Genomic DNA, 25,706 nt, shown 5'->3' with positions numbered 1-25,706 from the left:
AACACGGAAAAGGAGCGATTCGTCAACTATGGAAAAAGAAAAGACCCCATCCAATTTTATCTATAATATGATCGAAGAAGACATAAAAAACAACACCTTTACCGATAATCGAGTACATACCCGCTTTCCACCGGAGCCCAACGGGTATCTGCACATCGGACATGCCAAAGCCATTTTGCTAAATTATAATACTGCAAAACGCTTTGGTGGCAAGTTCAATCTTCGATTCGATGACACCAATCCAGCCAAGGAAGATCTGGAATATGTAGAATCGATCAAAGAAGATATTGCCTGGCTTGGTGCCGACTGGGAAGATCGTTTATTCTACGCATCCAATTATTTTGATAAGATGTATGAATGCGGTTTGGAGCTCATCGACAAAGGTCTGGCTTACGTGGACGATCTGTCCGCAAATGAGATCCGAATCTACAGGGGGACGTTGACCGAACCCGGTAAAAACAGCCCCTATCGAGACCGTGGCAAGGAAGAGAATCACCTTTTATTCGAAAATATGAAAAATGGCAAGTACGAAGACGGCAGCAAAGTACTTCGAGCAAAAATCGACATGGAAAGTCCCAACATCAATATGCGGGATCCTGTATTGTATCGAATTTCCAGGGCGCATCATCACAACACAGGAGAACAGTGGTGCATTTATCCCATGTACGATTATGCACATCCTATCGAAGACGCCATTGAAGGCATCACCCATTCTCTGTGTTCTTTGGAATTTGAAGACCACCGACCTTTTTACAACTGGTTGCTGTCCAACCTGGATGCTTTCAAGGAAGAACCACCCAGACAAATCGAATTTGCCAAGCTTTTTCTGACCAATACCATCGTCGGCAAACGGTTTTTAAAGAAATTGGTGGATGACAAGGTAGTGGACGGTTGGGACGATCCTCGCCTGATGACCATTGCAGGTTTGCGGCGACGAGGTGTTACGCCGGAAGCCATCCAAAATTTTTGCGAAGAGATCGGCGTTTCAAAATCCAACAGTATTGTAGATATGGCCATGTTCGAACATTTCATCCGAGATGATCTAAAGCCAAAAGCCCCTCGCTGTATGGCAGTATTGGATCCTTTAAAAGTGATCATTACGAATTTGCCGGAAACGCATCTGGAGTGGCTGGAAATGGATAACAACAGCGAAAACCCGGAACTTGGCAAACGAAAGATCCCTTTCACCAGAGAGATCTACATAGAACGGGACGATTTCATGATCGACCCGCCCAAAAAATATCACAGACTTTACCCGGAGAACGAGGTTCGATTAATGGGCGCCTACTTTGTCAAATGCCACGATTATTCGACCGATGAAAACGGACAAGTGACGGAGATCCACTGTACCTACGATCCAGAAACCAAATCCGGCAGCGGTTTTACCGGACGAAAAGTAAAAGGGACCCTTCATTGGGTCAGTGCTGTCCATCACCATCCAGCGGAATTTCGCATTTACGATACTTTGTTGTCGGAAGATCACCCCGACCAAGTAGAAAACGCCCAAGGTCATACCATCAATCCTGATTCATTGAACATAAAACTGGGATTGACAGAAATCAGTATGGAGGAAGTCAACGCCGGAGAACGATTCCAGTTTGTACGACATGGTTATTTTGCCGTTGACCCCAAAGACTCTCAACCCCAAAAACCAGTGTTCAACTTGACAGTCAGCCTCAAAAGTTCCTGGAAACCAAACACATAGAAAACAGCCTCTTTCCATCGTTTCTGGAAAGAGGCTGTTCTTTTGATCCTTTTATAATATTTGCGTCTCCGATAATTTTCTGTAGATCTCGTATTTGTTTTTAGCATCTTGTTCTGCTTTTTCAAACAGCTTTTCTGCCAATCCCGGGAAGGAACGCTGAAGACTGGTATATCGAACTTCGCTTCGAATGAAGTCCTGGAAGGATTTCGTCGGTTCCTTGGAATCCAGAACAAACGGATTCTTCCCTTCTTCCTTCAACATCGGGTTGTATCGATACAAATGCCAGTACCCGGTTTCTACCGCATTTTTGATCTGCTCTTGCGCTTTTCCCATGCCGCCTTTGATGCCATGGTTGATGCAAGGTGAATAGGCGATCAATACGGATGGTCCATCGTAGCTTTCCGCTTCCATGAGCGCTTTCATGAACTGGTTCTTGTCTGAGCCCATTCCTACTTGTGCAACATAAACGTTGCCGTAAGTCATGGCCATGAGACCAAGGTCTTTTTTCTTGTTTTTCATGCCGCTGGCTGCAAATTTTGCGACAGCTGCAACAGGTGTCGCCTTGGATGCTTGACCACCGGTATTGGAGTAAACTTCTGTATCAAATACCATGATATTGATGTCTTCACCGCTGGCAATGACGTGGTCCAAACCACCGTATCCGATGTCGTAAGCCCATCCGTCTCCACCAAAAGCCCATACGGATTTTTTCACCAGGAAATCACTCAGGTTCAATACCGTCTGGATGCTCTTTTGACAATCGCTGCAAGTTGTTTTTACATTGTCCAATGCTCCCAACAATTCGACGGATGCAACTTTGGAGCCTTCTCCATCCTTTTTATTTTCGATCCACTTTGCAGCAGCGGATTTCAAGGAGGCATCTTCACAACAATCCACCAGATGGTTTAAGGCATTTTCAATGGTTTGACGATTTTTCTTAACAGCCATGGCCATTCCAAAACCGTACTCTGCATTGTCTTCAAACAAGGAGTTTGCCCAGGATGGACCTTTTCCTTCCGAATTGGTGCAATAAGGAGTGGAAGGTGCGCTTCCCCCCCAGATGGAGGAGCATCCTGTAGCATTGGCGATCATCATCCGATCTCCATACAGTTGAGTGATGACTCGAGCATATGGAGTTTCGCCACAACCGGCACATGCTCCAGAGAATTCAAACAACGGTTTGACGAACTGGCTCCCTTTTACATTGTTTGTTGGAAGGATCTTGTCTCGAACGGGCAGACTTGCTGCATACTCCCAATTTTTGATTTCAGCCGATTGGGTTCCAATGGGCTTCATGATCAAGGATTTTTCTTTGGAAGGACAGATGTCAGCACAATTGCCGCAACCGGTACAATCCAACACGGAAACCTGGATCTTGTACTGGTATCCTTCCAACCCTTTCCCTACAGGTTTTTTTGCTGCAAAACCTTCCGGTGCGTTGACCATTTCTTCTTCCGTGATCAAGAATGGACGAATGGCTGCATGGGGACAAACAAAGGAACATTGGTTGCACTGGATGCAGTTGTCGATCTGCCACTCCGGCACATTTACGGCTATACCTCGTTTTTCATAGGCTGCAGTTCCTAGAGGGAAGGTTCCATCTTCTCTGCCGGTAAATGTGCTTACTGGCAGGCTGTCGCCTTCTTGTCGGTTCATGGGACGCAATACATTCTTGATAAAGTCTGGTGCGTTGTCATCTTGTTGTACTCCAGACTCTTCAGCACTGCTCCAGTCCGCAGGTACATTCACTTTGTGAAGAGATTCGATCCCTGCATCGATGGCCTTGTGATTCATGTTGACGATGGCCTCTCCTTTGCTGCCGTACGACTTGACTACTGCTTCTTTCATGTACTTGACAGCGTCATCCAAGTCGATGACTTTGGCCAACTTAAAGAATGCTGATTGCATGATCGTATTGGTTCTGTTGCCCAATCCAAGATCTTCTGCAATTTTTGTCGCGTTGATGATATAAAATTCGATGTTGTTTTCGGCAATATATTTTTTAAGATCAGCGGGCAACTTCTCGTTGAGTTCTTCTTCCGACCAAACGGTATTGAGAAGGAAACTTCCACCCTTTTTCAGACCTTTCAACAAATCATACTGGTTCACATATGCCTGGGTCGAACAGGAAACAAAATCTGCTTCATCGATCAGGTAAGTGGATTTGATGGGTTTTTTTCCAAATCGAAGGTGAGAAATGGTCACACCACCAGACTTTTTGCTGTCGTAGGAGAAATATCCTTGTGCATAAAGATCGGTTTCGTCTCCAATGATTTTGATGGAGTTTTTATTGGCCCCAACCGTTCCGTCGGATCCCAATCCCCAAAACTTGCATCGGATGGTACCTTCCGGTGTCGTATTGATTTCCTTTGTAGTTTCCAAAGATGTGAAGGTCACGTCGTCGACGATCCCCAAGGTAAATCCATTTTTGGGATTTTCGTTTTTCAAATTGTCGAATGCCGCCACGATCTGGGGAGGAGTGGTATCTTTAGATCCCAAACCGTATCGTCCACCCACGATGATCGGCTTCATTTCCTTGTCGTAGAACATGGATCGAACGTCCTCATACAGTGGTTCACCAGGAGCACCCATCTCTTTGCAGCGATCCAGCACGGCAATTCGCTCTACCGTCTTTGGAAGAACATCAAAGAAGTATTTTTCGGAGAAAGGGCGATACAAGCGAACTTTGATCACACCGACTTTTTCTCCCTTTGCGACCAAATAATCCACAGTTTCTTCAATAGTGTCAACAACAGAGCCCATAGCGATCAACACATGTGTTGCATCCTCTGCGCCGTAGTAATCAAATGGCTTGTATTCACGACCCGTCAATTTTGTGATCTCTTTCATATAATCCGCTACTATATCCGGAATGTCTGTATAGAAAGGATTCAATGCTTCCTTAGCCTGGAAGAAAATATCCGGGTTCTGCGCAGTTCCTCTCGTGACTGGATGCTCCGGATTCAATGCACGATCCCTGAATTCCTGCACCTTGTCGAAATCCAACAGTTGTGCAAATTCATCATACTCGATCTGTTCGATCTTTTGTACTTCGTGAGATGTCCGGAATCCGTCGAAGAAATGTAAGAACGGTACTCTTGTCTTGATGGCAGACAAATGTGCGATCCCACCGAGATCCATGACTTCCTGCACGCTATTGGATGCCAGCATGGCAAACCCAGTTTGTCGAGCACTCATAACATCGGAATGATCTCCAAAGATAGATAAAGCATGACCGGCAATGGCTCGGGCACTTACATGAAAAACAGCCGGCAGCAATTCTCCTGCCATTTTGTACATATTCGGGATCATCAACAACAATCCTTGAGATGCCGTGTAGGTGGTTGTCAATGCTCCAGCAGCCAATGAACCGTGAACCACACCTGCAGCTCCTGCTTCGGATTGCATTTCGATCACGTCTACAGTTTCACCAAAAATGTTTTTTTGTCCCTTGGCGGACCACTCGTCCACCAACTCTGCCATGGTAGAGGACGGAGTGATTGGATAGATGCCGGCAACTTCCGTAAATGCATAAGATACATAAGCGGCAGCGGTATTTCCATCCATTGTTTTCATTTTTCTTGCCATGAATGAACCTCCTTAAAATTCTTCTTTTTCTTCATAATAATAATAGAAAAATCAAGACGTACAGCTCTTTTGATTTTCCTAATTATATCATAATGATTTGTGGATTGTACATGGAACCAATTGTTTTTAGTATCATGTACACAAAATACTTTGTGTGTGATTGTGTATATAAAGCATATTATACACAATAATCAAAGTGTTTTGTATGTCTTTTTGTATTTTTTTTGCCACGCACTACGTTTTTTTTGGTCGAAAAGATATTGTTTTGAAAATATCAATGGGTGAATGTTCCTAAAACAGTCCCAATATGTTAATTTTTAAAACAATACAATGGGGCCTGTACTTCGAAGTCTCTTGTTTCTTTAAACTTTAAAAAAGTCGATCAAGAAGCTTTCCACTCCCCCCTCCTTATTGGAACTGGTCACGTGTTTGGCAATATCCTTGATGGATTCGTCTGCGTTTCCCATAGCCACAGATATACCGGCATAAGAAAGCATGGACACGTCGTTGTACTGGTCACCGAATGCCATAACATGTTCATGTGTATAATCGTGCTTTTTCGCCAAGAATTTCAAGGCTTTTCCTTTGCTTACGTTCTTGTGAGTAACATCCGTATAACTTTTTTTGAAGTCTACGTACTGGATATCTTCATAGCAGTCCAATTTTGCAAGGACTTGTTCATATTCCTCTGGTGGTTTCACCATGGAAAAAGTAAATATCTGATAGATTTCCTTATGGGCTTTCTTCATCCGCAAATATTCCCATTTGGCAAGAGAATCCACCACTTCCATGGAGAATATCTCGTCTGGATAATGTCGAAGAAAAGCATCCACGTATTCCTGTTCAAACGGCAAAATACTGTTGGTGTAATAAGTTTCAAAACTATCCCATTGTATTTTCAACTTATCCCCGTGAGCATACAGCAAAGACAATACTTCCTCTGCAGTTTCTTTGGGGATCGGCTTTTTATGAAGGATCCGGTCGTCACTCCCGTCAACGATAAGAGCTCCATTGCAGGCGACCACATAATCGGCATTGATGAGTTTTGCATAGTATTTGCAGGCGGAATAACTTCTTCCTGTGGCCACAGCGATCTGCATTCCCTTCTTTTGCAATTCTTTTAATAGTTTTATTGTACTGTCTGGTATGCGTTGATTTTCATCCAGCAGCGTTCCATCCAAATCAAATGCGAGAATCATTCTTTTATCCCATCCAATCTTTTTCATGTTTGATTATTATACCATAGATCCCACATTCTTATCCCTCTTGAAAGGGCTTTCCTTTCTATAAAACATGTAAAATGGGAAGCAGCGGCCTGCTTCCCATCCTTTCAATAGTTCTTGTCTGCGTAGCCGACCCATCCGTCTTCCATTACCAAGGTTTTATCAAAACCTCCAATGGAAAATCCAATGATCTCATCCCTACCGTCTGCCGTTATGATCAACTGGTCCTTGTCCACATCGATCTTCATGGTAACGTCTTTCCCTGCATAGTCTTGAAACAGATGATCAATGGTTTCTGCGGGCAACTCGATGGCATACATTCCGCAATTGAACATGTTTTGTCGAAAGATCCGAGCGAAGCTTTCCGCTATGACCGCATAGATCCCGTTGACTTCCAACGCCCAAGGCGCATGTTCTCGGGAAGAACCGCATCCGAAGTTTTCCCGGCTTACGATGAAGGCTTTGTCTATCACATCTGCTTCACTGTCAAAGCCAGGCAACGTCAAATCCTCCAGCAAGTAAGGCTTCAATGCTTCTTTTGTGATCTCTGTCAGATACTTGGCTGGGATGATCTCGTCGGTATTGATGTCATTTCGGTCCAAAAATAATGCTTTACCTTTAAATACTTTCATTTAAAGCACCCCGCCTTCGTAAAGTGGAGAATTGGTGATCTTTCCTTCAATGGCAGATGCGGCGGCAGTGGCTGGACTCATCAAATGTACCATGCCCCCTTTGCCCATTCTTCCATTAAAATTTCGGTTAGTGGTGGATGCACAAACTTCTCCATCCGCCAGAACACCATTGCTCATGCCCAAACATGCACCACAAGTAGGGTTCGTCACACAAAAGCCGGCGTCTTGAAATATTTCGATGATGCCTTCCTGCAGCGCTTTTTTATACACCCCCGGTGTTGCCGGACTGACGATCCCTCGGACACGATCGCTGATCTTCTTGTCTTTTAGCACCTTGGCGGCCTCTCGCAAATCTTCGATCCGCCCGTTGGTGCAGCTACCGATGTAGATCTGATCGATAGGTTCCCCTTCCATTTCATGGACCGTCTTCACTTGATCCGGTTTGTAACCAAATGTCACCATGGGTTCCAGTTGGGAAATGTCGAACTCGTACACTTTTTCGTAAACGGCATCTTCGTCCGATTTCCATTTTGCATACTCTTCGACAGCTTGCTCCTTTGAGTCGAACTCATCCTGGATGAATTCCCATAGATAATCCACCGTCGTCCGATCCGGATAACAAATCCCGCTGGTTCCGCCTGCCTCAATGGCCATGTTGCATAAGGTCATTCGCGCTTCCATGCTCATGTCGTCCACTACGGGACCTGTAAATTCAATGACCATGTCCGTTGCTCCGTTGACGGTCAGCTCTCGAATGATGAAGAGGATCAGATCTTTTGCATAGACTCCGGGCTGCAAGGTCCCCTTTAAAACGAATTTAATGGTTTTCGGAAAACGGAAAGCGCAAACGCCTTTCAGGATCCCCACTTCCAGATCGGTAGTACCCACCCCGGCTGCAAAAGCTCCGAAAGCGCCATGGGTACATGTGTGGGAATCTCCCATAATCACTGTATATCCGGGTCGGACAAATCCTTTCTCCGGGAATATAGCGTGGCATACCCCGTTTCTCCCGATGTCAAAAAAGTCCTTTATATCATGTCTTCTTGCCCAATCTCGGAGGATCTTCCCTTGTGCCGCCGTTTTTGAATCCTTGGCCGGTGTCACATGATCGATGACTGCCTTGATCTTTGTCGGATCAAAAACTCGATCCATTCCGCGAGCCATCAGGTCTGTAATGGCGATGGGTGTGGTGATTTCATGACAAAAGACACTGTCCAATTTTAAAACGTGGGTTCCTGGAAAAGGTTCTTCCACTCGGTGAGCATCAAATATTTTTTCTGCGATTGTTTTTCCCATACTCTCTTCTCCTTTACACGAAACGCATATACTACCTATATTATGCCATATATATTGCTAAAAGAATGTATATAATGATACAATGTAGAAAATTTTTGTAGGAGGTGCCAATGAACCGAAAACTTCGCTATTTCGACCAATCTGTTAATGTGCCGGAAGACTGGCTTCAATCCATTCAAACCACAGAAGCTAATTTATACAAAACGGGAGAACGAATCTATCGTCAGGAAGAAACCGCCCATCATTTCTATTACTTGAAAAAAGGAAGGATCCAAGCTTTTGTCACTTCGCCCGATGGAACAGAGAAAAAATTGACGAGTTACGGACCCGGCGACATTTTTGGTGAAGCATCATTTTTTGATGGATTCCCACGCATTTCATCTGCAAGAGCTCAAGAGGATTCACTGGTCATCTCCCTGAACCAAACAGACGTGTTGAGTTTGTTTCAAGCCCATCCCACATTCGCCTTCACCTTGATGGTCCATCTGTCAAAAAAAGTTCGAATGCTAAGCCGGGAAATCGACGACTTGACGTTTTTGACGGCGGAAAAACGCATCGCCCAGTATTTGTTGCAGCAGGGGGATCAAAACAACGGTCTGATCAAAGGGACACAGGAAGAGATCGGAAACGCCGTTGGAGTACGCCGTGTGACCGTCAGTCGTATTTTACGACAGTTTGCACAAAAAAAGTGGATCGCCACCCGATATCGACAGATCGAGATCCTGGATCCGACATCGTTGAAGCGATTCCACCTGGAACCATGAAAGGAGCAGATTCATGAGCTTGAAAAAATATTTTAAAGATGTAAAAAACAGTTACGTCCTCCGGCAAGTGCAAAAGATCGAACTTCCCCATTTTGAAGAAGGTCCCACCGTACATCAACGTTTGGTCTTTCACGGAAGAGTCCAGAAAGTGGGATTTCGTTTGGAGATCTTTGAATTGTCAAAAAAACTGGGTCTTTCCGGCTGGGTCCGCAATCAAAAGGACGGCAGCGTGGAAGCTCAAATACACGGAGAACAAAACAGGATACGATTTCTCATTCATTTCATGGAATCTTTAAAACGGGCGAAAGTTGTCGCCGTGGACATCATCGATCTGCCAGTAGAGAATGATCCTATACCTTTTCATATACGAACCGATGAAATCCCCTGAAAGAAGACCGGTTTACTTTCTGGAAGGTAGCCCCGGCCCTTTTTCAAATTCTGCTGCCACATCCTTTAAGAGTTGGCTGATTTCCAAATGCTGGGGACAGGCACTTTCACATTTTCTGCATTCGATACAATCCGATGCCTTCCCTCTGGTGGCCGTCAAGTTCATATAGTAGACAAATTGGCTGGAACGATTGTCCCCTGTGTTTCTTTTTGCGCTATTGTACAAGGAAAAATAGTCTGGAATGGCAATGTTTTGGGGACACTCTTTCTCACAATATCCGCATGTGGTGCAGTCAATGGCTGTATATTCGTTGATCGCCTCTACTACCTGTCCGATAATGGAGTACTCCCTTTCATTCAGAGGAATAAATGGATCCAAGGCATTCATATTGTCTTCTATCTGTTCCATGGCGTTCATGCCGCTCAAAACCATGAAAACCCCTTTTTGACTGGCTGCAAAACGCAAGGCCCAGGATGGTATGGAAGCGTTGGAGTCGTAAGTCTTCATCAACATCTCTGCTTTTTCTGGTACTTGAACCAGATTCCCTCCCTTGATGGGCTCCATGACGATGACAGGGATCTCATATTGGTTTGCCAACTCCAGACAACGTCGGGACTGAATGTTGGGATGATCCCAATCCACATAATTCAATTGGAGCTGGACGAAATCCAGTCCTGGATATTTTTGAAAGATCTCCTCCAACAACTCCGGTGTTTCGTGAAAAGAAAAACCAAACTTCTTGACTTTCCCTTCTTTCTTTTTCTGAAAACCAAAATCGAAACTGTCAAACTCTACCGCTTTTTTGTAGGAATTATGACCGATGTTATGGAGCATGTAGTAGTCAAAATAGTCCACTCCGCAATTTTCCAACTGTTCATTAAAGATCTTTCCCATTTCCTCTTTGGTGTGAAAATCCCGCATGGGAAGCTTTGTTGCCACTGTAAAGGATTCTCTGGGGTACCTTTTTACCAGGCTTTCCCGCAGCGCCTTCTCCGACTGGTAATCATGATAGACATACGCCGTATCAAAATACGTGAATCCTCTGTCCATAAAAGCATCCACCATGGCATTAAGTGTCTCGAAATCGAAAGATTTTTTGTCCTGATCATCCATGAGAGGCAATCTCATATATCCAAAGCCTAATTTTTTCATTGGACCCTCCTAAAACTTTTTCTGTCATTATATCATGCTCTGCCTCCATGCCCAACCCAGAACCATGCTACATCTCATCTATCACAAAAAAATAATCATCATCCTTCATTGGTGGAAGGTTTGATTTATTTGTTTTATGATATATATGAGGTAGATCAAAAGATGAAATGAGGCATCGATCATGGACCACCGATCCTATACTTATCAAGCATTCATCAGCTATCGCCACATTAAGCCGGATATGGACATCGCAAAAGAACTCCATCGTCAAATAGAGTCCTATTCCATACCGTCCACTTTAAAAAAGCGTCTCGGTATTAAAAAAATGGGAAAAGTATTCCGCGATCAGGAAGAGCTTCCCACATCTGCAGATCTGGGCATGGACATTCAACATGCTTTGGAAGAGAGCAATTGGTTGATCGTCATTTGCACACCCCGGCTTCCTGCTTCCAAATGGTGCATGAAGGAGATCGATGCTTTTATAGCCATGGGTAAAGAAGATCATATCTTGACCTTGTTGGTGGAAGGAGAACCGGAAGAGTCCTTCCCTCCCCAACTTCGTTTTCGAACCATTGACGGAGTCAAAGTAGAAGTGGAACCACTGGCGGCAGATGTTCGATCGACGGACCCCAAAGAAATGTTGAAGAAGTTAAAAGTGGAAAAACTTCGGATCCTGGCACCCATCCTGGGCGTTTCCTTCGACGATTTGAAACAGCGCGCAAAAGAACAGCGGCTGAGAAATATTGCAAAAATTTCCGCAGCCACCAGTCTCTTGTTGGCCGCTTTTGGCTTGTATGCCATAAACAGGAATGCCATTATCGCCAAAGAAAGGGACAATTCCTACCGAAACGAAATGCTTTTGCTTTTGGAAAAATCAACCTTGGCAACCAGACAAGGTGACAAAATCGCAGCTTCCATCCACGCCTTGGATGCACTGGAAATCAGTTCGAAAATCCAGCACGATCAGGAGGAAACGCTGCAAAATGCGTTGGAATCCTCCATGTATGCCAATCTTGGAGATGAGATCTCCTATATCAAAAACAACAACATGATCTTGACAGATTTGACCTTTTCTCCAACTGGTGATCGTCTACTGGCCATTGCCAACACCAATTCAGCCGTCCTGATCGATCCATACGACGGAGAAATGCTTTTTACCGTCAACAACAACCTGGAACCCCTGGGTTCTGTAGGTTTTTCGAAAGATGGCCAACAGTTCTTCACCATCTGTCATTGGGAAAACAGCTTGACGATCTGGGACAGTAACAACGGCGAAAAACTGTGGGAATATAAAATGGAAGACAGAGAATCCTGGGTGCTGGGTTTTGCCTCTTTTACTTCCACACCCGATCAGATGGTGATCAAAGAAGAAGATCGCCTCCTCCTTTGGAATACAGCTACAAACCAAGAAGAAGTGCTGATGGAAGATCTCCAATCCTTTGCCACCAGATACGCTTCCGTTACCGTCTCCGATGATGGCAAAATACTGGGTTTGCTGGGTGATTTGGATGGGAAGATCCATATTTGGGATCTGGAAAACAAGGGGACGTGGACCCTGGATGACAAAGACGATCGGTACGAAGAGATGTTGGCCTTCAATGCGGATGGAAGCTTATTGGCCAGTTCAAGCGGTCCAACTGTCGAGATCTGGAACATGAATAGCAGGCAGATCTTCTTTTCGTATGAAATGACCAGCGGCGATGTAACGGATATGAGCTTCTCTCCCTCCCAAAATCTTCTGGCCCTTTCCAGCACCTTGTCGGTCGATCTTCTGGATCTTGAAGAGGAGGAAATAAATCAGAAAATCGACAGTGAAATGTTGGAAAATCAAATTTGTCGTTCCACTTTCAGTCCGGACGGGTCTTATCTTTTAATCCATCAATGGGGATTTCGACTTTATGATGTGGAAACAGGAGTTCTGTTAACGGATTTTTATGATTTGAAAGGAAGCGATGCTATTTTTCATCGTAACGGATCACTCCTATTATCCACAGAAAACGGCCATGTTGGCGCCTTCGCCACACCGGACAACGCTACTGTGACAACGATGCCCGATTACGATGAACCTTTATTTTTCACACCCAGGTTCACTCCTCCGGACGATAAAGAGATCCAATTGGAAACGAACCATGTTTCGGATCCCACTTTTGGATCTGCACCGCCTCAAATGTATTCTTCTCCAGACGGTATTTTTCTTGCCCTTGCCCACAGCGACGGCTTTGTTGAAATTTGGAAAATTGGAAGTTCCAACAGGGCCTTATACGGAATCGCCGAACACACTCTGCCGGTGACGGACATGATTTTCCATGAAGGATTAATGGCTAGTGCCTCCAAGGATGGCCGGGTCATGCTTTTTGATTTGGAACTTGGCCAGATCCGCTCTGTCATTCCTGCAACAGGAGCAGTAGACCGGCTGGAGTTTTCGCCGGATGGACGAAAAATCATGATCTTTTGTTCCCAACAACAAGAAGCTTTGGTTTTTGACACACAGCAGGCCATACACTTGTTTACATTAAAAAGCAAGGATCCAATGATAAACGACATGGGTTTTGACAGGAACAATACACAAGCCGTTCTGATCAATGGAGATGGATCCGCCGAGATCGGCAAGCTGTTTTCCCAACAGGATCTACTGTTGGATGCAATCAATAATCGAATCCATAAAACGAGAAAGGAATACTAACATGGGCATACCAATGATCCTGGGTGTTACCGGACATAGAGATCTTATAGAAGAGCATGAAATGGTATTGGAAAAAATCGTCCATGACCAATTGAAACGTCTGATAAACACGTATCCTCATACGAAATTGCACATGGTCAACAGTCTGGCTGCAGGCGCCGATCAGCTCTGCGCAAAGATGGCCTTAGAGCTTGGGATCGAACTGGTAGCGGTCCTTCCGATGGAAAAGAAAGAATACGAAAAAGATTTTCAAGGAAAATCTTTAGAGACCTTTCGATCTTGTCTCCATCAGGCTAAGGAAGTTTTTGTCGCTCCGGTCAAGGAAAAATCTACGATTAAGGATCGGGACTTCTATTATCGACAAGCAGGGATCTATATCGCTTCGGTCAGTCACCTGCTCCTCGCCCTTTGGGATGGTAACAAGGAAGACGTCAGCAACTGTGGCACTGCCGCCGTTGTAGATTTCATGCTGCATCCCTTCTACAACTCGGAGGACTCTCCGTTCAAAGCCATGAACGACGGCGCCGTTTTACAGATCAGTACACCTAGAAAGTCCAATCCGAACATTACGGATCCTTTTGAAATTTATCTTCATGAAAATGATCCAGGCGTTTTGGCTTATTCTTTGAACCAAACAGATCGTTTCAATCAGGACGCTGCAACCATTCCGATCAGGGATTCCAACAATCTATTGGATCAGGAATTATTACCTCTTCTAGGCCCTATTTGTAAAGAAATGCACGAGAACTTTCAAATCTCCGATGGATTGTCCGTTGCATTTCGGGACAAATACTTGCGTTCCATGCTACAGATTTCCATTTTCGCTGTCATGATGGTTTTGGCTTTTTTATTATACAACCAATTGGATCAGGGATCCTTACTGATTGGATATGGTCTGTTTTTATTGAGCATGTTTGTCGTTTTGCGAAGAACCAACAACAGGAAATATCAACAAAAGTATCTCGAGTATCGGGTCTTGTCAGAAAGCATAAGGGTACAATTCTATCTGTTGTTGATCGGGATCCATCATAATATTTGTGAAAACCTGACATGGCCCAACCGCCCCAACAATATCTGGATCCGAGACGGAGTAACTTCTCTGCTGGCAGGTTCCCCGGAGAATGCCATACTCTCTTCAAAAGAATTGAAGGAATTGTGGATCGAAGACCAACTATCCTATCACATCAAAAAAAGAAAAGAAGACATCAAAAAAGAAGCACTCCAATCTTTGACAAAAAAAATAATGATGGGAGCTTCCATCGTATCTTTTCTTTTCATTTGTGTGCTTCGTCTGATTGATCCGTTGGTTTACGCCGGTACAGTCGACCTGGATCTTGTTCGAAAAGCTTTTGACCTCTTCATGGGAGTGATTTCCTCCGCAGCTGTTTTTACCAGCAATTATTACGGAAAACTTTCCTTGAATCGAAAAATTGCCGACCACGATAAAATGATCCAATTATACCGACTGGCGTCCACCCTTTACGAACATCCTGGATTCCAAAAGGAACTGGTATTTAAAGAACTTGCAAAAGAGAGCATGATCGAAAACGGCGATTGGCTCACCTATTGCCGGCAAGAGTCCCTTTCCATGCTTATTTAACCGTTCCCATGTCCCCGACCCCTTCGGCATCGGCGACATCCATGGACCTTTTCTCCCTCTTCATATAGCAGGTAATCTCCGCCCTGGATCCGAATGTTTTTACCGTCTACAAAGGACTGGGATATTTTCCGGCGTGCATCCGTATAAAGCTTTTGTACCGTTCCTCTGGCTACTTGCATGTTCTGGGCGCACTCTTCCTGCGTCAATCCCTCATAGTCAATGAGCCGTATGGTCTCGTATTCTTCCACGCTCATGAAAACGACATCTCTTTTTCCGTCTCGATCATTCAATGGACCAAAAGATGTGTTTTCCGGAATACAGCAAACTTTTTTCCCTTTTCTTGGTCTTGGCACGGATTTTCCTCCTCCACACGGAAAGGCAGTTGGGAAACCCCTCTGGAAAGGAGTTCCCCCTGCCATGTTCTTATGCGTTGTCGTCGGTAGACTCGTTCAACATTTGATCGATGGCGTCCATTCTACTTTTCAAGATTTGTTTTTCTTCTTCAAGAATAGCACGTTCATTGCCCACTTGTCGACTGCCTAAAAGAAATCTTCCCAGCCCTCGACCACAACCCAGTCCGAAACCTATACCCATTCCAATGCCTCTGGCCATTCTCCCCATGCCCCTACCCGCAAAAGGTGTGGCTCCATTGGCGTTGACGCCAGTACATCGTCCCAAACCTCTACCTGTGACGGCTCCTTGACTCATTGGTCCTGTTCCATCTCTTCTTGGCATTTCTAGACCCTCCTTTTAATTGATGATATATGCTCGTTATATATTTGGCATATGTCATTTATACTTTCATTATACCTTATATTTGGCATATGTCAATAACTTGATCGTTTTTTTCTCTTCTTTTCTCATTTTTTATCCTTTCATGGACAGTTGCTTGCTTTTTTGTTATTCTAATAAGACAAATTCGATATCGTTTACATCACAATTTTTCAAAAAGATGTTCCTATGCTAAAGAATTTAGTTTTCAACGACACAGATGTTCAAACAATAAGGAGGTTACAAAATGAAAATTGCATTTTCCACCCTGGGTTGCCCGGACTTTAATTGGAGTGAGATCTATGCCATGGCAAAAGACCTTGGTTTTGACGGTATCGAAATTCGAGGACTGGGTAATGAACTGGCGGCTTTTCACGCGCAGCCTTTTCATCCGGAACATTTGGAGGAAACCAAAAATAAATTAAAGGAATTGCGGTTGGATATCCCCTGCTTGTCTTCCGGTTGTTGCTTGAGATTTCCAGACCAGGCACAAGCCAATCATGACGAGATCGTTCAATACATGACCCTTGCCTCTAAGCTGGGAACTCCATATGTACGGATCCTTGGTGACTTGGAACCTCATCCCACCGGAGAAGTGGATGATCAGGTTGTCCTATCCGCATTGAAAAAGCTGGCTCCAATTGCAGAAGAATTGAATGTCACCCTGTTAGTGGAAACAAATGGAGTTTATACGAATACAGGACGGCTAGCCGAGCTTCTCAATGAAGTCGCCAGTGACAACGTCCAAGCACTTTGGGACTTGCATCATCCCTACCGGTACGGCGGAGAAACTCCAGCCACCACGGTCAAAAACCTGGGAGCATACATCAAATACGTCCACATCAAGGATTCTGTCCTTGAAAACGGCAAAACCAAATACCGTATGATGGGAGAAGGAGATCTTCCCATCGATGACATGATGCAGGCGCTGTTTTCCATCAACTACGAAGGTTATGTATCGCTGGAATGGGTCAAACGCTGGGCATCGGACCTGGATGATGCCGGTGTTGTGTTCCCAAATTTCGCTTCCTATATGGATCGTTATCTGCAAAAGAGTCAAACAGGAGGGCGTTTGTTCGACAACATCCAGAAAACGGGTAAATACATCTGGGAAAAAGACACACTCATCGACCTTACATTCCCCCAAATGTTGGATCGGGTCGTCGAAGCTTTTCCCAATCAATATGCATTTCGTTATACCACACTGGATTATACGCGTACCTACACTGAATTTCGAGATGATGTGGACACTTTTGCCCGATCCTTGATCGCATTGGGTGTTCGTTCCGGAGATCACGTCGCCGTTTGGGCCACCAATGTCCCGGAATGGTTTATCGCTTTTTGGGCCACTGTGAAGATCGGTGCCGTACTGGTCACCGTCAATACGGCTTACAAAATCCATGAAGCAGAGTACCTCCTTCGACAATCCGACACCCATACCCTGATCCTGATCGATGGGTTCAAAGATTCCAACTACGTGGGTATTTTAAAAGAACTTTGTCCCGAATTAGACACCCACACACCAGGAAGGCCCCTTCATGCCAAACGATTGCCTTTCCTTCGCAACATCATCACCATCGAATCCAAACAACCCGGTTGCCTGACCTGGGAGGAAGCAATTTCCCTGTCCAAAGAAGTTCCTTTGGAAGAGGTATACCGAAGAGCCTATACCATGGGAAAGCATGATGTATGCAACATGCAGTACACATCCGGCACAACCGGATTCCCAAAAGGCGTCATGTTGACCCATTACAACATCATAAACAACGGGAAAAACATTGCCGACTGCATGGATCTGTCCACAGCAGACCAGATGCTCATCCATGTTCCCATGTTCCATTGCTTTGGCATGGTTTTGTCTATGACCGCGTGTATGACACATGGAAGCACCATGTCTCCCATCCCTGCCTATTCGCCCCGACTTGCTTTGGAATGCATACGCACGGAACCCATCACCGCCATCAATGGAGTGCCTACCATGTTCATCGCCATGCTGGAGCATGAGGATTTCGCCGAGACCGACTTTTCCAAGCTACGGACCGGCATCATGGCAGGAAGCCCTTGTCCCGTAAAAGTGATGCAAGATGTGGTGGACAAAATGAATGTTTCCCAGATCACCATCGTTTACGGACAAACAGAAGCATCTCCAGGTTGCACCCAAAGTCGGATCGACGACCCTGTCGAGGTTCGGGTCGGAACGGTGGGACGTCCCCTCCCCGGCGTGGAGTGCAAGATCGTTGATCCGGAAACTGGCGAAGACCTTCCTGATGATACGGATGGTGAATTTGTTGTCCGGGGTTACAATGTCATGAAAGGTTATTACAAAATGCCGGAAGCAACCAAAGCAGCTATAGATGAAGACGGCTGGCTTCATACCGGTGATTTGGCTTGTCGAGATGCTGCCAACAATTACAAGATCACCGGCCGGATCAAAGACATGATCATCCGAGGTGGAGAAAACATCTATCCAAAGGAGATAGAAGACTTCATTTATACCCACTCAAAAGTTAGCGACGTTCAAGTCATCGGCGTTCCCGACAAGCAGTATGGAGAAGAAATCATGGCATGTGTCATTCTCAAAGAAGGTGAAAGCCTTACCCAGGAGGAATTGAAAGAATACATCCGCTCACGCATGGCAAAACACAAGACACCTCGATATGTGGAATTCGTCAAAGAATTCCCCATGAATGCTGCCGGAAAGATCATGAAGTACAAAATGCGGGAATGGGCAACAAAACACCTCGAGTTGGAAGGAGACGGAACCAACGTCACCGTTTAAACGAATGAATATGCAGGATTCGTTGATGTACATGTTTAATCATGATACAATATATGTTAAACATATTTTCACAGTAGGGAGGAATGTCGTTGGAACCAAACAGGATCACCATTTTCGCCGGACATTACGGCAGTGGCAAATCCAATATCGCAGTCAATTATGCCTTATATTTAAGAAAACAATTCAAAAAGAAGGTGTTGATCGGAGATCTGGACATCGTCAACCCCTATTTTCGTACAAAAGACAGTGCGAAACGGTTGACCGGTTCCGGGATCCGATTGATCTCGTCCGATTTTGCCAACACCAACGTGGATGTACCGGCGATTACCGGAGAAATGAACGCCCTTTTTGATGAAAAGGATGCTTATGGCGTCATCGACCTGGGTGGAGATGACCGAGGCGCCTATGCCCTTGGGCGTTATCATCACATTTTGATGGAGGAAGAAATAAACGTCTGGATCGTTGTCAACATGTTCCGTCCATTGAGTCGGGATGTGGAGCACACCCTAGCCATCATAGAAGAGATCGAGAGGGCTGGGCGGATCAAGTGCACCGGCATCATCAACAATTCCAACGTAGGGAGTTCCACAACACCAGAAGATATTTTGGATTCCCTCCCCTACGCGCAACAATTGTCACAATCCACGGGATTACCCATCATCATGACCACCGTGCGAAGAGATTTGGCAGCAAAATTGCCGACAGACATCGGCACAATATTTCCCATAGATTTGGAGGAACATCAATGGCAATGAAAACCAAAGTAACATTTCGAACGGACCGATGCAAAGGCTGCGGCCTTTGCGTCAGTGTTTGTCCTAAGCAAATTCTCCGGCTTTCGCCGGAAACGTTGAACAGCAAGGGGTATCATCCGGCGGAGATCATCGATCAAGAAAAATGCATCGCTTGTGCATTTTGCGCCACCATTTGTCCTGACGTTTGCATCAAAGTAGAAAAGGAGGTGCTGTGAGATGGCAGATAAAGTATTGATGAAAGGAAACGAGGCCATCGCCGAAGCGGCCTTAACCGCAGGATGTCGACATTTCTTCGGCTATCCCATCACTCCCCAGACGGAGATTTCCGCGTATATGGCCAAGAAAATGCCGAAGATCGGCGGAACATTCTTGCAGGCGGAAAGCGAGATCGCAGCCATCAATATGGTATACGGAGCGTCCGCTGCAGGAGTTCGAACCATGACCTCCTCTTCCAGCCCAGGGATCTCCCTGAAAAGCGAAGGACTCTCTTATCTTGCCGGCGCAGATCTACCAGCAGTGATCGTGAACATTCAACGGGGCGGACCGGGGCTTGGCGGAATTCGGCCTTCCCAATCGGACTATTTTCAAGCAACGCGAGCTGCAGGACATGGTGATTTTCATATGATCGTCCTGGCTCCCACCACAGTACAGGAAATGTTTGACCTGACCATCGAAGCCTTTGATCTGGCAGATCGTTTTCGCATGACTGCCATGATCCTGGGTGACGGAATGTTGGGCCAAGTCATGGAACCAGTAGACATCAGCAAGGGAAAAGAACAAGAAGTTATCGAAAAAGACTGGGCATTGACCGGAACAAAAAACAAGAGAAAACACAACCTGGCAAACTCTCTTTACTTGGAAGCGGAAGAGTTGGAATCCCTGAATATCAAACGATTTGAACGTTATAAACAAGTCGAGGAACTAGCACGGGCAGAACATTATCTAACGGAAGATGCGGATGTCATCGTAGTAGCTTATGGGATCTGTGCCAGGATCGCGAAGAATGCCATCGATGAAGCTCGAGAAGAAGGCATCAAAGTTGGTTTGATCCGCCCCATCACCTTGTGGCCCTTCCCGAAAAAAGACTTGTTGAAAGCATCGGAGACCGCCAAAGCATTTGTTGTCGTTGAAATGAGCATGGGACAAATGATCCAGGACGTGGAACTGAGCATTCGATGCAGCAAACCGGTTTTGCTGTGCAATCGTACCGGCGGCATGGTCCCCGAACCGGAAGAGGTCATCGGCGCCATTCGGAATGCAAACCAGGAAGGGAGATCATAAAATGGAAATCGTATTCGATAGACCAAAAGCATTGACAGATATAGCCAACCATTATTGCCCTGGCTGCACTCACGGCATCATTCATCGTCTGGTTGCAGAAGTAATGGATGAATTGGACATAACCGGCTCCACAGTAGGTGTCGCTCCAGTAGGTTGCTCCGTTTTTGCCTACAACTACTTTGAGTGCGACATGGCACAGGCTGCCCACGGACGTGCGCCAGCAGTGGCCACCGGCTTAAAAAGGGCCATACCGGAAAACATGGTGTTCACTTATCAGGGAGATGGCGACCTGGCAGCTATCGGCACAGCCGAGATCGTCCACGCTGCAGCGCGAGGTGAAAATATCACCGTCATTTTCGTCAACAACGCCATCTATGGGATGACAGGAGGCCAAATGGCTCCTACTACCTTGCCTGGCCAAGTGACCCAAACCAGTCCCTACGGACGAGATACAGTAACAGCGGGACACCCTATCAAGGTTTGCGAACTATTGTCCACTTTGGAAGGTACAGCTTACGCAGAACGTGTTTCCCTAGATTCCGTCAAAAACATACGAAATGCCAAGAAAGCCATCAAGAAGGCATTTGAATATCAACAAGCCAAAAAAGGATTTAGCATTGTTGAGTTGCTGTCCACTTGCTCCACCAACTGGGGATTGGAACCGGTAGAAGCCATGAAATGGTTGCAGGACAACATGCTGCCTTTTTATCCGTTGGGTGTGTACAAAGACAAGGAGGCGGAAGTATGAGCAACTCATTGGAATTGGTCATCGCAGGATTTGGAGGACAAGGCGTCCTCTTTGCGGGAAAGATCCTGGTTTATGCCGGGATGTTGGAAGGCAAGGAAGTCAGTTGGCTGCCTTCCTACGGTCCGGAGATGCGTGGCGGGACTGCCAACATCAATGTGATCATCAGCGATAAACCAGTAGGCTCCCCTATCATCACCAAACCACACATGCTGGTTGCCATGAACCAACCATCTTTTGAAAAATTTGAAATGGATGTGGTCCGCGACGGGACCATCATTGTGGATTCTTCCCTGGTCTCCAGTAAAATTTCCAGAGACGATGTGGATGCCCATTATCTACCGGCCACCAACATGGCCATCGAATCCGGTCTGTCCGGTTTGGCCAACATGATCATCGTAGGAAAGATCGCCAAAACCACTGGATTGTTTTCGCTGGATTCTTTGGAGAAGGCAATCCGAAAAAGCGTTCCCGAACGAAAGAAAGATCTGATAGATTTCAACATCAAAGCAATAAAAATGGGGTATGATCACAAATAATCTGGAAAGGGGCAAGCAAATGAACAGTCAAATCAAAGAAATGAGCCAACGTTTGACCATGCTCCGGGAATCCCAAGGATACTCCCCGGAAAAGATTGCAAAAATACTGGAGATCCCTTTGACACAATACCTTCAGTATGAAACAGGAGAAAGTGATTTTTCTTTCAGTTTTTTGTACAATGCAGCTCAGGTTTTGGGTGTGGATGTACTGGACATCATCAGTGGAGAATCTCCTAAACTTTCCACCTGCACCGTGGTCCGAAATGGCGGCGGATATGAGGTCGACCGGCGAAAAGCCTACAATTACAAGCATCTCGCTTTTACTTTTCGCAACAAAAAGGCAGAGCCCTTCATGGTCACTGTTGAACCCAATGATTCCATTCCAGAGCGACACGCCCATGAAGGTCAGGAATTCAATTACATGGTTTCAGGAACCATGGAGTTTTATATTGCCGACATGGTCTATGAACTTGGACAAGGCGACAGTGTCTATTTTGATGCCACAGTGCCTCATGCCATGCGGGCCCACGGCAATGAACCGGCAGTATTCCTTGCTGTCGTCGTAAAATGATGGAGGAATGCCAATGATCACTTATGAAAAATATACCGGACGACATCGAGACGAATATGTGACCCTGGAAGATCTTTACCGTAATTATAATGTTACATGCGATGAAGATTTCAACTTTGCCTACGACGTATTGGACAAGCTGGCCGATGAAAAGCCGGATCAATTGGCGATGCTGTGGGTTGGCAAAGATGGAGAAGAAAAATACATCACCTTCAAAGATATGAAAACTTGGTCCAATAAAACCGCCAATTATTTTGCATCTCTAGGCATTAAAAAAGGCGATTTCGTCTTGATCGTCGTTAAAAGAAGCTACTTGTTCTGGTACATCATGATGGCCCTGCACAAGATCGGAGCAGTGGCCGTACAAGCGACCAACTTGCTTACTCCCAAGGACTACGTATATCGCTGCCAGGCTGCCGACATCAAAATGGCCATCATCACAGCAGATGGAGACAGTACCGAATCATTTGACATGGCACATCCGGAGTGTCCATCCGTCACCATCAAAGCAGTGACCAAACACAAAAATGCGGGAGACAACTGGCTGGACTTTGAAGCAGGCATTGAAGCCGCTTCCGAAAAATGGGAGCGCCCTACAGGTGATCAGGCAACAAAAGCAAGCGATCGCATGATCGTCGCCTTTTCATCGGGCACCACAGGATATCCAAAAATGGTCAGCCATGACTTTACCTATCCCCTGGGCCATATCATGACTGGAGTCTTTTGGCATCGTGTTGAACCGGGAGGATTGCACTTCACCATCTCCGATACAGGGTGGCTGAAAAGTCTTTGGGGAAAAATGTATGGGCAATGGTTGGGAGAATCCGCCATCTTTACCTACGATTTTGACGCATTCCAACCAAAAGATATTTTGGAAAAATTGGAAAAGTACAAAATAAACACTTTCTGCGTTCCTCCCACCATGTATCGTTTCCTACTGACCCAAGATGTCAAAAGCTACGACCTGTCTTCCCTGACCCACTGCTGTGCAGCAGGCGAAGCCTTGTCACCGGAAGTATTCAATCAGTGGAGAGAAGCAACCGGGCTTCGAATTTTTGAAGGCTTTGGCCAATCGGAAACCACCGTCTGTTGTTCTATCCTGTACCCTTGGGTACAGCCAAAACCCGGTTCCATGGGGCTGATCACACCGGGATACCATATGCTTTTGGTTGATGAGAACGGCGAAGAAGTGGATCCTGGAGTCACTGGAGAGATCTGTATTCGTTCCGACGGACCCCACAATAAAACAAAAGGGCTTTTCATGGGCTACTACAAAGATGAAGCCACAACAAAAAAGTCATGGCATGATAGTTTGTATCATACTGGAGACTTGGCTTACCGGGACGAACTGGGATTTTATTGGTACATCGGAAGAAATGACGATATCATAAAATCTTCCGGTTATCGGATCGGTCCCTTCGAGGTGGAGAGTGCCTTGGCAGAACATCCAGCTGTACTGGAATCTGCCGTTACCGGAGTTCCAGATCCCATTCGCGGTTTTAATGTAAAAGCAACCATCGTCCTTTGCGAAGGATATGTGCCCTCGGAAGAATTGGTCAAGGAATTGCAAGACCATGTTAAGAAAGTGACTGCACCTTACAAATACCCCCGAGTGGTGGAATTTGTGCAAGAATTGCCAAAGACCATCAGCGGAAAAATTCGTCGGGTGGAGATCCGAGAAACTGACGCCAACAAGCAATAAGAAAAACCTTAAAGGATCACAAGGAACTCCATAACTCAGAGCTCCTGGACCTTTAAGGTTTTTACCTTTTATATTTCAAAATTCTGTACTTCTTCCTTTCCCTCCAGTATGCGCAAAGCTCCCCCTGCCAACGCCTCCATCTCCAACTGGCCGGGAAATATGATTACGGGAGCGATGAATTTCACCCGTTCCTCCACCAGTCTTGTCAACGCTTCGGAACGTGCCATTCCACCTGTCAATACAATGCCGTCCACCTTGCCTGCAACCACTGTCGACAATTCTCCGATCCCTTTGGCGATTTGATAACCCAAGGCCTGAAAAACCAAGGAAGCTTCCCCATCTCCCTCTTCCATCCACGATTCCACTTCCCTCAAGTCGATGGTATTAAAATAGGATTTCAATCCACCATTGCCGCGAAGGAGTCTCTGCATCTCTTTCTCCGTATGGATCCCGGAATAACAGAGTCGGATCAACTCCCGTGCCGGAAATTTTCCGGAACATTCCGGTGAAAAGGGTCCTTCGTCGTCGGACAAGATATCCACGATCTGTCCTTTTCGATGGACACTCATGGAGATTCCACCCCCCAGATGAGCGACCACTAAATTAACTTCTTCGTACAACTTCCCAATTTGTTCGGCTGCCTTCATTGCAGTAGCTCTGGAATTCAACACATGACTGGTAGCTGTCCTTGGAAAATTTGCCAGTCCGGAGATTCGGGCGATTTCCGTCAAAACATCAGCCCTGGGAGAGTCATAGATGAATGCAGGTATGCCAAGGGGCTTGGTGATCCCGTATGCGATCTTCGCTCCCAGATTTGACGCATGTTCCATGTATGGATTTTCTTCCAGTTCCCGCAGCATTTTTTCATTTACATAATAAGCGCCCGGTCGAATGGTTTGCAGCATACCTCCCCTGCCTACAACGGCAGACAGTTCATCCAAGGATACAATATTTTCTTTTAACAGTGTTTCTACTGCGTCTTTCCTCATGACATACTGCTCCATAGTGTTTTTAAACTTGGATAAAACTTCGGTATCGTGATCGATTTTGTGGTAAAACAGCTGTTTTTCATCCAGGTACAAGGCCACGCGTGTTGACGTGGAGCCTGGGTTGATCACAAATATTTTATAAGACATGGCGTCACCTCTTTTCCAACTTCATTATAACAGCAGCGTCATTTTCATCATAGCAAAAGATACAGTCGATCACCCAAGCATCCTTATCCTGATTTAATTCTTGTTCCATGGGTATAAATAAGGCATATAAAAAACGAAAAAGGAGCGATCGATATTATGAAACTAAGTGCAAGAAATCAATTAAAAGGGACAATAACGGAAATCAAGGAAGGCGTCGTTACAGCCATCGTTTCCGTAGATATCGGAGGCGGCAATGTATTGACTTCCTCCATCACCATGGATGCTGTAAAATCTTTGGATTTAAAAGTCGGCAATGAAGTCTATGCTGTAGTAAAAGCTTCCAACGTCATGATCGGAACCGACCATTAAACAGTATTACCGAAACGAAGCTGTACG

The 25,706-nt window shown here is 45.6% G+C and carries 22 protein-coding genes; 14 read left to right on the top strand and 8 right to left on the bottom strand.

What is annotated here, in order from left to right; genetic code table 11:
* Positions 1 to 28 precede the first annotated feature (28 nt).
* Complete coding sequence (locus tag J0B03_RS00300) at positions 29 to 1,705, top strand: glutamine--tRNA ligase/YqeY domain fusion protein (RefSeq protein WP_207299912.1); 1,677 nt, start codon at positions 29 to 31, stop codon at positions 1,703 to 1,705.
* Between the two features lie 51 nt (positions 1,706 to 1,756).
* On the opposite strand, the gene nifJ is transcribed toward J0B03_RS00300, so the two are convergent.
* From nifJ to J0B03_RS00280, 4 genes are all read right to left on the bottom strand, one after another.
* Positions 1,757 to 5,293 carry a pyruvate:ferredoxin (flavodoxin) oxidoreductase gene (gene nifJ / locus J0B03_RS00295; RefSeq protein ID WP_207299911.1) on the bottom strand — a complete coding sequence of 1,179 codons (3,537 nt, stop codon included), beginning with the start codon at positions 5,291 to 5,293 and terminating at the stop codon, positions 1,757 to 1,759.
* 362 nt (positions 5,294 to 5,655) lie between these two features.
* Positions 5,656 to 6,492 (bottom strand): HAD family hydrolase, encoded by an 837-nt coding sequence (locus tag J0B03_RS00290; RefSeq protein ID WP_207299910.1) that lies wholly within the window; start codon positions 6,490 to 6,492, stop codon positions 5,656 to 5,658.
* Positions 6,493 to 6,623: 131 nt separating this feature from the next.
* A complete protein-coding gene (locus tag J0B03_RS00285; protein WP_207299909.1) occupies positions 6,624 to 7,148 on the bottom strand; it encodes a 3-isopropylmalate dehydratase small subunit in 525 nt (174 codons plus the stop codon).
* Positions 7,149 to 8,444 (bottom strand): 3-isopropylmalate dehydratase large subunit, encoded by a 1,296-nt coding sequence (locus tag J0B03_RS00280; RefSeq protein ID WP_207299908.1) that lies wholly within the window; start codon positions 8,442 to 8,444, stop codon positions 7,149 to 7,151.
* A gap of 110 nt (positions 8,445 to 8,554) precedes the next feature.
* On the opposite strand from J0B03_RS00280, the gene J0B03_RS00275 reads away from it, so the two are divergent.
* Both J0B03_RS00275 and J0B03_RS00270 read left to right on the top strand, forming a co-directional pair.
* Positions 8,555 to 9,208, top strand: a complete 654-nt coding sequence (locus tag J0B03_RS00275; protein WP_207299907.1) for a Crp/Fnr family transcriptional regulator — start codon at positions 8,555 to 8,557, stop codon at positions 9,206 to 9,208.
* Positions 9,209 to 9,221: 13 nt separating this feature from the next.
* Entirely contained in the window at positions 9,222 to 9,596 is a 375-nt protein-coding gene (locus J0B03_RS00270) for an acylphosphatase (protein WP_207299906.1), read from the top strand.
* 12 nt (positions 9,597 to 9,608) lie between these two features.
* Here J0B03_RS00270 and J0B03_RS00265 read toward each other — a convergent pair whose 3' ends face one another.
* Positions 9,609 to 10,748: an aldo/keto reductase gene (locus tag J0B03_RS00265; RefSeq protein ID WP_207299905.1), complete on the bottom strand. Its 1,140-nt coding sequence runs from the start codon at positions 10,746 to 10,748 to the stop codon at positions 9,609 to 9,611.
* A gap of 181 nt (positions 10,749 to 10,929) precedes the next feature.
* On the opposite strand from J0B03_RS00265, the gene J0B03_RS00260 reads away from it, so the two are divergent.
* Both J0B03_RS00260 and J0B03_RS00255 read left to right on the top strand, forming a co-directional pair.
* A complete protein-coding gene (locus tag J0B03_RS00260; RefSeq protein ID WP_207299904.1) occupies positions 10,930 to 13,431 on the top strand; it encodes a toll/interleukin-1 receptor domain-containing protein in 2,502 nt (833 codons plus the stop codon).
* Between the two features lies 1 nt (position 13,432).
* On the top strand, positions 13,433 to 15,031 hold the full coding sequence (locus tag J0B03_RS00255; protein WP_207299903.1) for a hypothetical protein: 1,599 nt from the start codon (positions 13,433 to 13,435) through the stop codon (positions 15,029 to 15,031).
* Here J0B03_RS00255 and J0B03_RS00250 read toward each other — a convergent pair.
* Both J0B03_RS00250 and J0B03_RS00245 read right to left on the bottom strand, forming a co-directional pair.
* Positions 15,028 to 15,384, bottom strand: a complete 357-nt coding sequence (locus J0B03_RS00250) for a DUF134 domain-containing protein (RefSeq protein WP_207299902.1) — start codon at positions 15,382 to 15,384, stop codon at positions 15,028 to 15,030. The two genes, J0B03_RS00255 and J0B03_RS00250, sit on opposite strands and share 4 nt — an antisense overlap.
* A 70-nt stretch (positions 15,385 to 15,454) precedes the next feature.
* Positions 15,455 to 15,766 (bottom strand): DUF5320 domain-containing protein, encoded by a 312-nt coding sequence (locus J0B03_RS00245; RefSeq protein ID WP_207299901.1) that lies wholly within the window; start codon positions 15,764 to 15,766, stop codon positions 15,455 to 15,457.
* A gap of 283 nt (positions 15,767 to 16,049) precedes the next feature.
* On the opposite strand from J0B03_RS00245, the gene J0B03_RS00240 reads away from it, so the two are divergent.
* The 8 genes from J0B03_RS00240 to J0B03_RS00205 all read left to right on the top strand — a co-directional run bounded on the left by J0B03_RS00240 (position 16,050) and on the right by J0B03_RS00205 (position 24,174).
* Positions 16,050 to 18,581, top strand: coding sequence for an AMP-binding protein (locus J0B03_RS00240; protein WP_207299900.1), 2,532 nt, complete (start codon positions 16,050 to 16,052; stop codon positions 18,579 to 18,581).
* A gap of 83 nt (positions 18,582 to 18,664) precedes the next feature.
* Positions 18,665 to 19,336 (top strand): P-loop NTPase family protein, encoded by a 672-nt coding sequence (locus tag J0B03_RS00235; protein WP_246798141.1) that lies wholly within the window; start codon positions 18,665 to 18,667, stop codon positions 19,334 to 19,336.
* Complete coding sequence (locus J0B03_RS00230) at positions 19,327 to 19,551, top strand: 4Fe-4S dicluster domain-containing protein (protein ID WP_207299898.1); 225 nt, start codon at positions 19,327 to 19,329, stop codon at positions 19,549 to 19,551. The genes J0B03_RS00235 and J0B03_RS00230 overlap by 10 nt, the downstream gene beginning before the upstream one ends.
* Before the next feature lies 1 nt (position 19,552).
* The gene (locus tag J0B03_RS00225) at positions 19,553 to 20,617 is read left to right on the top strand and encodes a 3-methyl-2-oxobutanoate dehydrogenase subunit VorB (protein WP_207299897.1); all 1,065 of its coding nucleotides are present in this window, start codon (positions 19,553 to 19,555) and stop codon (positions 20,615 to 20,617) included.
* Between the two features lies 1 nt (position 20,618).
* Positions 20,619 to 21,365 carry a thiamine pyrophosphate-dependent enzyme gene (locus tag J0B03_RS00220; protein WP_207299896.1) on the top strand — a complete coding sequence of 249 codons (747 nt, stop codon included), beginning with the start codon at positions 20,619 to 20,621 and terminating at the stop codon, positions 21,363 to 21,365.
* Positions 21,362 to 21,901: a 2-oxoacid:ferredoxin oxidoreductase subunit gamma family protein gene (locus tag J0B03_RS00215; RefSeq protein ID WP_207299895.1), complete on the top strand. Its 540-nt coding sequence runs from the start codon at positions 21,362 to 21,364 to the stop codon at positions 21,899 to 21,901. The genes J0B03_RS00220 and J0B03_RS00215 overlap by 4 nt, the downstream gene beginning before the upstream one ends.
* 19 nt (positions 21,902 to 21,920) lie before the next feature.
* A complete protein-coding gene (locus J0B03_RS00210; protein ID WP_207299894.1) occupies positions 21,921 to 22,472 on the top strand; it encodes a helix-turn-helix domain-containing protein in 552 nt (183 codons plus the stop codon).
* A 13-nt stretch (positions 22,473 to 22,485) separates the two neighbouring features.
* Positions 22,486 to 24,174: an AMP-binding protein gene (locus J0B03_RS00205; RefSeq protein ID WP_207299893.1), complete on the top strand. Its 1,689-nt coding sequence runs from the start codon at positions 22,486 to 22,488 to the stop codon at positions 24,172 to 24,174.
* 68 nt (positions 24,175 to 24,242) lie between these two features.
* On the opposite strand, the gene buk is transcribed toward J0B03_RS00205, so the two are convergent.
* Positions 24,243 to 25,310 (bottom strand): butyrate kinase, encoded by a 1,068-nt coding sequence (gene buk / locus J0B03_RS00200; protein ID WP_207299892.1) that lies wholly within the window; start codon positions 25,308 to 25,310, stop codon positions 24,243 to 24,245.
* A gap of 156 nt (positions 25,311 to 25,466) precedes the next feature.
* Between buk and J0B03_RS00195 the strand changes: the two genes are divergently transcribed.
* Entirely contained in the window at positions 25,467 to 25,679 is a 213-nt protein-coding gene (locus J0B03_RS00195; RefSeq protein ID WP_207299891.1) for a TOBE domain-containing protein, read from the top strand.
* The last annotated feature ends 27 nt before the right edge of the window (positions 25,680 to 25,706 follow it).

Source organism: Alkalibacter rhizosphaerae (assembly GCF_017352215.1).
GTDB lineage: Bacteria > Bacillota > Clostridia > Eubacteriales > Alkalibacteraceae > Alkalibacter > Alkalibacter rhizosphaerae.
Note: the sequence above shows the minus strand (reverse complement) of the source record. Positions and strands in the feature narration are given on the sequence as shown.